Below are 8,484 nucleotides of genomic sequence, written 5' to 3' on the forward strand. Positions count from 1 at the left end.
GGATGTATTCAGTTTTTGAAGTTCGACTTAAATGAAACATACTTTGTAAAACTTCACACCATCCGACCACTCACAACTGTTGTGTCAACCTATTTTCTCATGCTTTACCCCCATCGTGATTACTGGACCGGCGCTCTAGGACAAATGACAAATGACAAATGACAAATGACGAATGACTTCATTAATTTGCCCTCTCCCATAACCGTTGAATTTCAGTTAACACTTGCTTATCCGGGGGTGGAATCACGTTTCCAGGGGGATTTATCTCAGCACCTGGAATAGTCTGAGACCAAGGACTATTGGCAACGGTTTGTAAATCAACGGTATTATTAACGGGACGGAAACCGTACTGCACAAACACTTCCTGTTGGGGTGGTTGAGTCAGAAACTCTAAAAATTGTTGGGCAGCTTTTGCCTGATCTTCACTCACATTGCGACGAACAATTGCTGCTGTAGACACCGTTTCAATCGCCGGATCAAGGTAATAAATTTGGTAGGGTTTGCCTTGATTCGCGGCTGATTGCTGCCAACGATAAAGGGCAATACTTTCATACACGGTAGCCACATCTGCATCATTGGGACCCCGACTGATAAATTCTTGTAGTAATATATCAGTTGAACGGGGCGGCTGATAGACGGAACGCTTAATTAAACTAAATAAGGAATTAATTTCAGGATTGTTTAATGTAGCGCTGCTGAGTGGACGTCCGCCTAATTTAGACTGCGCCCATAGTCCTAACGTTACCTGACCACTATTAGAACGGGTAGGATCGGTAATTACAAAATCAAAACTGCCCCAATCGTTATTCCCGCCAATTTCTTCCCAGTTTCCTGCTTGCATGGCTTGTTCAACCCGTTGCCATTGGAAACGCCCGTTGGGAAACAGAATATTGCCACGTTGAGTCCAAGCCACACCCACAAGGATCGTTTTGGCAATAGGTTGAGGCGTATTGTAGAAAGGTTCACCATTCTGTTGCGCCTGAATGCGATCGCGTAATTCCTGTACAATCTCGCTACTGGCAGGAATGAGTACCGTAGGCTGGAAGTCGTTCTGGTTATCAATATAGTTATTGACCATATCCTGGGAACCTTGAAACTTGAGTTCTAAGTCAATTCCCGGATTTTCTTCCTCAAACTTGGCTTCTAGACTTTGCAGGGGTTCAGCCAGTTCAGTTCCACTAACCACAACAACAGTCTGGTTGAATCCAGGTAAAGGGGTGTAAGTTAAGCCTAAAGATACCAGGATAATGCCAATGGAGGTTAACAGCCGGGTGGGGTTTTGAGATTGACGAGTTTGGGTTGCCATTGTTCTGGGGAGAAGAAATTGCTAGTACCGCTACGCGGACGTAAAAAGTCAAAAGTCAAACGTTTGTTTTCATACCACGTCTATGATTAATCAATTGTAGGGGCGGGTTTAGCCTCTCAGGTAAGCTTGTCACTAATAACTGATCAGCAAAACCCGCCCTTATTCTGTCGGGAGAATTTTGGTCGCTAAGGTGGCGATTTACCCGATCAATCGGACTACTGTATCGGTTTTCTAAGCAATGCATGGTTTGAGTATTATGTCAAATATGTCTACTGGACTGGTGTACTTGGATTATTTTGTTACCAATAGATCGAAACTCTCTTCTAAACTATGAAGTTCTTCACTCAAGGAACGGAGTTCTCTGGCTTGTTCGGAGTCATTTAAATCGGCAGTTCTTAGCTTATTTTGGAGTTGCTGCAACACCCCGGCTGCATCAGCAATCATAGTCGAAAGACTGGTAACTTGTGCTTGACGCGCATCTTGTCCCTGACGCGCTAACTGAAGATTACGCTGCAAGCTTTCTGTAAGTTTGTTAAGTTGGTCTTTAGCAACACCACTGGCTTGGGTTTGTTTTTGATTGACCTGTTCGAGTTGTTGTTGTAAATCACTGACGGATAATAGGGAATCAGCCCCTTGGAAGCGTTGAGTCAACTGGTCAACTTTAGCAGGTAATTCAGAGGCGCGATCGCACGCATACTGAACGGCGGCGAGTAACTCGACTTCTAAGCCATCGCTTAAGAGTTTAGTGGCTTCTGATCGCAATATCTCCGCTTTCCCTGCTAACGTCTGGGCTTGCTGTTTGACCAATTGCAGTTCCCGCGCCAGTTCCGGGTTCTCTAGATTCAACGTTTCCGGTTCTTTCAATTTGAGTGCGATCGCACCGCCTGTCGCAATAACGGCGGCAAATGGTAACATGACCACACTGGATAAGTTAGCTAGACGAACGCCGACAACAAGAACAATTCCGCCAGCGAGTACAGCTAAAGGGTAGTTAAGTGGATTTGCCAGTTTCATAAGGTTTGAGTTTTGAGTATGTAGGCTTCTGTCAAGGGAATCTGTTGGTAGGGGCGGGTTTAGGGACTAATGTTGATTGTTTTCCCTAGGTTGGCTACAAAACCCGCCCTTTACTTACGTTTGTCGGGACAGGTTTTACCAATAACGTTTAGGAGAAAACCCCTAACTTAACTCGGCGCGTCTGTATTAAAGCCGAGAACGACTTGACAAATGACCAATTAGAATTCAACCTGTAAATCATCCATAACCGTCGCAATCGTTTCTGGATCTCCTTTACGGTAATAGCCTGCATTCAGGTCAGCAATTGCCTTCAGCGCCTCCGGATCAAAATCACCTTCTTTGCCATAACCAATGGTAAAAAATGCAATTCGCTGATCACTATTAAACCCACTTTTTTGCAATTCTTGTTCCAGTTGATTCAGATTAATCTGAGACCCCGAATCTTCCCCATCGGTGAGAATTAGCACCGCATTAATCGAATCCGGGCGCGGATTTTCTTGCAGCCAGTTACGGGCATAAAGTGCCGCATCATAGAGTTTAGTCCCTCCATAAGCTTGAAGACCACTAATAAATTCCAAACCGCGATTCCGTCCGGCATCGGTTCCCTCGACCAACACAGGTTGGCTAATTTCATCATTAAAATCAATCAGGGCAATCTTATCCTTGGGTCCGAGACTGTTAATATAGTTCTGCAATGTATTCTGTACAGCAGGTAATTTATTTCCTTGCATCGAACCCGACGTATCCACCACAACAACCACTTGGGAGGGTTTTTTTGCCACCTCTTGCCAGGAGGTTAACATTGCCTCAACAACGTCAGGTTGCGGGGGGCGATAGGAATCGTATTTCGCCTGGGGGTTAACGCCAAACTCTGGGATAAACTTAGGTCCTAAAGCCACGCCTGGGGTTCCTGGGCGCAAACCGAGTTCCGTGGCAATTTGTTGGGCTTCAGGCGATTGTAAATAAGTAACAACCTTCTCGGCGGCGGCTTTTTCTTCCTCACTCACCCAAGGCGCATTGGGGATAATCGCCCGCATATTTGATGTAAAAGTGGCGTTAGGATAAACGGCTTGGTAACGAGGTTGATTAGGTTGAGGGTTCGCATTCGCCGCAATCACCGAAGACTCATAAACTGAACCCACAGACGCCCAAAACGGTCCATTTTGCACCATGGCTTCCGCTAGAGAATCGGTGGAAACGCCATACCGAGTAATTTTGCTTTGGATTTGCTGGACTTGCGATTCATACGTCTTAACATCTTCCACCGTTAACTCTTGCGGACGCTTCCCCGAAACTGATGCATATTGGGCGACTAAGGTTTGTAAGCCAGAATTAGAACGGGTGGGGGCGGTATGGACGTAGTGAACGGCTAAGGGGGGACTAGCGGGGTCGATATCTTGATGGGTTTCAGCCGTGACTAGGGCTTTGAACGGATTAGCTGTGTTCTTCAATCCTGTGGCGACATCCTCCTGTGCCATAAAGACCATGGGACTATTTGCCAGCAGGGGGGAGTCGGTAATTTCCGGGATGTAGTTTTGTCCAGGAAATAGCTGATTCATCCGGTAGATTAGCTGGCTTTGGTAAATCTCGCCATCCACAGAAACCAAGGTGGGCAATTCCGCAGACTCGGCGTCTAGGGTGCCATTTTTGAGTTGTGAGCCTTGAGAAACCAGGCTAGTAACAATATCGCCACTCCCCATCGATTCACAGGTTAGGCGGATGGCGGTGCCATTATCAAGTTGGGGCTGTTGTTGATTAAATTGTTCCGCCGCTTGGTTGCAGAAGTCTCCCAAGGCACTACCTGCTAGGAATTTAACGGTGAGACCACTGAAATTGTCTGGATTCGTGTTACTCCCGTTACAAGCGCTAAGGAGTAGAAGGCTGAGGACAGCCGTAAGGCGAGTGATGAATCGGCGAGGTTGCAGATGCATAGAAGCCTCTACATTAATGACTAGGTATTATAACTCTAGTGTAGGAGCGATCGCGCCTGTTTGAGGAGTTCGTTCGTAGTCAGGGCTTTAGCCCTAGATTGTTAAGAGGAAGTGTGCTACGCCATTACCTTTGAATAAGGGCGGGTTTTGTTGCTCAGTTATTAATAAAAAGCTAGCTTGAATGGCTAAACCCGCCCCTACAATTAACTGGCTTTGCCCGTTTTGGTATTGGACAGTACCAGGTAATTGCCCTTTAGCTCAACAGTATATATGATACAATTGTCACAATAAACACCAGCCTTCTGGAAGATTACTTTAGTTCAGGGCATAATGAGCGTGACTCCATTATTTGGGTCATGACCTCTTTGAATGTGTGCTTTTATCCATAACGTTAGAAATTGCTCTAAAATCGATCTTGACAAATGGCAAAACTAAGGTGAGACAGTGCCGACTCTTAAAGCCTCTCAATGGGGACTCGCTAAAATCAAGCAAGCCAGAAACGAAAAGGGGTGGAGTTGGAGTCTTGACGATGACGACACCTGCTTGCTTGAGGCTAGTCGAATACTGGAACCGGATAAACCGTGGTATACTGGGGGACCTTATGCTACTGGACTCTCTCAAGGAACATGGAAGCGGTTTTTAGCCGGAAGACAACCCATTAGCGCTCATGCCTTTAAAGCATATTGTCACGTTTTAGGACTCAACTGGGAAGAAATTGTCGATCAAGGCAAGACAACACCCTCCAATAGTCGTAGCCGCCAAGATTGGGGAGAAACCATTGACATCTCCATCTTTTACGGTCGCACGTCAGAACTGAAACAGCTAGACCAATGGATTGGCAAAGAACGCTGTCGTATCGTAGCACTCCTGGGAATGGGGGGAATCGGTAAAACCGCCCTGGCAGCGAAGGTAGCTGAACAGGTACAATCTTCCTTTGAATATGTGATCTGGCGATCGCTACGTCATGCTTCACCCCTGGGTGATCTCCTCACTGAGATCATCGACTTTTTATCGGAGGGTAAGGAACAAGAGTCACCCGATACCACTAACGGTCAAATTTCGCAACTGATGGACTACTGCCAACGCCATCGCTGTTTGTTGCTCCTCGATGATGTGGAAACTATCATGAGTAGTGGCAGGTTAGCCGGACATTATCGAGACGGGTATCAAGACTACGGGGAACTGATTCGGCGCATGGCTGAAGAACGCCATCAAAGTTGCTTACTGCTGATTAGTCGGGAAAAACCGATAGAAATTGCCTCATTAGCGGGTACAAAACTCCCTGTTCGAGAACTCAAACTCAAAGGCTTAAGTGCGGAGGATGCCAAACGCATTTTAGAAACGAAAGGATTTTCCTCCTTAAAGTCAAGTGCTGATGCCCTGATTCAGCTTTATCGCGGCAATCCGTTAGCCCTAAAAATCATGGCGACAACTATCCAAGAAATATTTGACGGAAATATTTCGGAATTTTTAGAGCAAAGTACATTAATTATTGGTGATATTCTACCGAATGTTTTCAATCAACAATTCCAACGTTTATCTCCTTTAGAACAGGAAATCATTTATTGGTTGGCACTGGAAAATCAGCCGCTTTCAATTTCGGAACTAAAAGAGGCAATGAAGTTTTCGGTGACATCCTTATCGAAACTCCTGGCAGCGTTGGAATCCCTCAAACGCCGATCGCTGTTGGAAAAAGAACCCAATGCTGAAGCTAATGAAGCGATTTTTACCATTCAGCCGGCTTTGTTGAAGTATGCCACCAATCAATTTATTGACCAGGTGTGTCAGCAAATTTCAACTGTTTGTAAAACCAAATCCGTAAGTCAACTGGGGCTACTCAGGAGTCATGCCCTAGTCAAAGAACAGGTATCCGATGATCTGAAGACGCTACAAATTCGCCTAATTCTTACTCGCGTCAGGGATCGATTGTATGTGTTAAAAGACACAGATCGCCTAGATGATCAACTTAAAGCGATTCTTTCTATACTAGAAGGAACATCTGACCAAATGGTGGGATATGCACGACTTAACACGATCAACTTACTGGATGCAATTGAAGGCAGATTGTAAGCAGACCCTAGAGGTTTGGCATAAGTGGCGAAGCAAAAAGAGATAAGTGATACTGCGACGTAGCCAAGATTACTGTTTCTAACCCCCCTCATGATATACCCCAACCTATTGCTTCAAAACCGTTATCGAGTCCTGCGAACACTCGGTAAAGGTGGGTTTAGTCAAACCTTTGAAGTCGATGATCAGGGAATTGCCAAAGTCCTGAAAGTTCTGAATCTGGATCGGTTTTACAGCTATGAGGCTAAAGAAAAAGCTGTATCCTTATTCCAGCGTGAAGCTATGGTCTTGAGTCGGCTTCAACATCCTGGTATTCCCAGAGTTAAGTCAGATGGCTATTTTGTCTGGTCGCAGGGGACAGAAGTCTCCTTGCACTGCTTAATCATGGAGAAAATTGAGGGGATCACGTTGAAGCAGTGGCGATCCGGTCGCAAAAAACCTGTCCTCAATCAAGACCAAGCGATCGCGTGGTTGAAACAACTTTTAGATATTTTAGAACAACTGCACCAACAAGAGCTAATCCATCGAGATATCAAGCCCTCTAATATTATCCTGCGACCTAATGGACAACTGGCATTAATTGACTTTGGGGCAGTGCGGGAGATCACCGAAACCTACTTACAACGGCAAAAACAAGATGAAACCGGCACCGTGATTATTTCTAGTGGGTATACCCCACCGGAACAAATGGAAGGTAAAGCCGTAGCGCAATCGGATTTCTTTGCCCTAGGTCGCACCTTTGTCTATTTATTCACAGGCAAATCTCCCAACGATTTTGAGTCTCACCCCCGGACGGGCAAATTGCAATGGCGAGAGAGTGCGCCGCAAGTTAGCAAAGAATTAGCGGATTTAGTCGATTATCTGATGGCGACGTTTCCCGGTCAGCGCCCGCAAACCCCAGCCATGATTCGTCGTTGTATTGAAGACATTATTGCTCCCCCCCCTTCCTTACCGCCACCAGCACCGATCCCGATCAAGAAGCGATCGCCAATTCAGTCCAAAGCCAAAGGACTGATGTCTCTAATTACTCAGTTATTGCCCATTTCCACCTCACCCAATCCCTGGGAAAAGGTGAAACTGCGTCGGACTCTTTCTGGACATACAGATGAGATTCGTGCCATTGCTATCAGTCCAGATGGTAAGACGTTAGTCAGTGGCAGTTATGACAAAAGCATTAAACTGTGGGCATTACGCCTCGGCAAACCTTTGCATAACGTAACTGGACATAGCCACCGTGTAACCTGTGTGGCAATTAGTCCAAATGGTCAGATTTTAGCCAGTGGCAGTTTTGATAAAACTATCAAACTGTGGTCACTTAGCACCGGAAAACTGATTAATACTTTGGTGAGTCGTGCGGATCGGGTGCGAGATATTGTATTTAGTCCCAATGGTCAGATTTTAATTAGTAGCGGGGATTGGGAAATTAAACTTTGGGCAGTACGAACAGGTAAATTGCTGCGTATTTTAGCCGGAAATTCAGATTCAGCCCGACATATTGCCTTTAACCCGAATGGTCATAGTTGTGCCGTGGGCAGTTTAAATGGCACTCTAGAACTTTGGAATCCTCATAATGGTAAACCGCTAATGACGTTTACCAATCAATCGACGAGCATTACCTGTCTAGAATTTAGCCCAGATGGTCTGATACTTGCCAGTGGTAGCAGTCGGGCGATCGCACTCTGGAATCCCCAAACCGGTAAATTATTACGGACGTTTGCCCCCGAGTCACCTGGCGTGGCGGCTTTGGCATTTAGTCCCGATAGTCAAGTTCTCGCCAGTGGAAGTGGTGCGCTAATTGAATTGTGGGATGTTCAAAATGGTCAACGATTAACCAAGTTGTCAGGGCATTCTCAACCCGTTCGTTCTTTAGCCTTTAGTCCCCATGGGGATATTCTCGTCAGCGCGGGAAGCGATCGCAAAATTAAGCTTTGGCAGTCAGTTTAACGTTAATATTAATTGACCCTGATGGTGAGTTAATTTTTCAACAACCCTGACTTAGCTAACGCTTGAAGTCAGGGATTGTCGGACAAACGACAATTAAACGTTGAATACCGCATAGAGTCTCGGTTTGGTACAGACACCCGGATGTTTCCCTAGTCCGGATTAAATCTAAAGCCTTTTGTCGGGCTGTTGTTAAGTCAAGACATCTTAACCGAGATGGCGGGA

5 protein-coding genes are annotated in these 8,484 nt (G+C 45.8%); 2 read left to right on the forward strand and 3 right to left on the reverse strand.

The window, feature by feature from the left end; genetic code table 11:
- Nucleotides 1-181: 181 nt before the first annotated feature.
- From RIC07_RS28455 to RIC07_RS28465, 3 genes are all read right to left on the reverse strand, one after another.
- The gene (locus RIC07_RS28455; RefSeq protein WP_446397454.1) at nucleotides 182-1,306 is read right to left on the reverse strand and encodes a substrate-binding domain-containing protein; all 1,125 of its coding nucleotides are present in this window, start codon (nucleotides 1,304-1,306) and stop codon (nucleotides 182-184) included.
- Between the two features lie 291 nt (nucleotides 1,307-1,597).
- The gene (locus RIC07_RS28460; protein ID WP_446365963.1) at nucleotides 1,598-2,320 is read right to left on the reverse strand and encodes a hypothetical protein; all 723 of its coding nucleotides are present in this window, start codon (nucleotides 2,318-2,320) and stop codon (nucleotides 1,598-1,600) included.
- Between the two features lie 218 nt (nucleotides 2,321-2,538).
- Entirely contained in the window at nucleotides 2,539-4,251 is a 1,713-nt protein-coding gene (locus RIC07_RS28465) for an extracellular solute-binding protein (protein ID WP_446397455.1), read from the reverse strand.
- A 444-nt stretch (nucleotides 4,252-4,695) separates the two neighbouring features.
- On the opposite strand from RIC07_RS28465, the gene RIC07_RS28470 reads away from it, so the two are divergent.
- A complete protein-coding gene (locus tag RIC07_RS28470) occupies nucleotides 4,696-6,321 on the forward strand; it encodes an NB-ARC domain-containing protein (protein ID WP_446397456.1) in 1,626 nt (541 codons plus the stop codon).
- Between the two features lie 90 nt (nucleotides 6,322-6,411).
- On the forward strand, nucleotides 6,412-8,262 hold the full coding sequence (locus RIC07_RS28475) for a protein kinase domain-containing protein (RefSeq protein WP_446397457.1): 1,851 nt from the start codon (nucleotides 6,412-6,414) through the stop codon (nucleotides 8,260-8,262).
- The last annotated feature ends 222 nt before the right edge of the window (nucleotides 8,263-8,484 follow it).

This window comes from Coleofasciculus sp. E1-EBD-02, from assembly GCF_040218245.1.
Lineage (GTDB): Bacteria > Cyanobacteriota > Cyanobacteriia > Cyanobacteriales > Coleofasciculaceae > Coleofasciculus.

Bases quoted from the DNA above. Each gene is read 5' to 3' on its own strand.
- RIC07_RS28460 (WP_446365963.1), bottom strand. From the start codon at position 2,320: ATGAAACTGGCAAATCCACTTAACTACCCTTTAGCTGTACTCGCTGGC.
- RIC07_RS28455 (WP_446397454.1), bottom strand. From the start codon at position 1,306: ATGGCAACCCAAACTCGTCAATCTCAAAACCCCACCCGGCTGTTAACC.
- RIC07_RS28465 (WP_446397455.1), bottom strand. From the start codon at position 4,251: ATGCATCTGCAACCTCGCCGATTCATCACTCGCCTTACGGCTGTCCTC.
- RIC07_RS28475 (WP_446397457.1), top strand. From the start codon at position 6,412: ATGATATACCCCAACCTATTGCTTCAAAACCGTTATCGAGTCCTGCGA.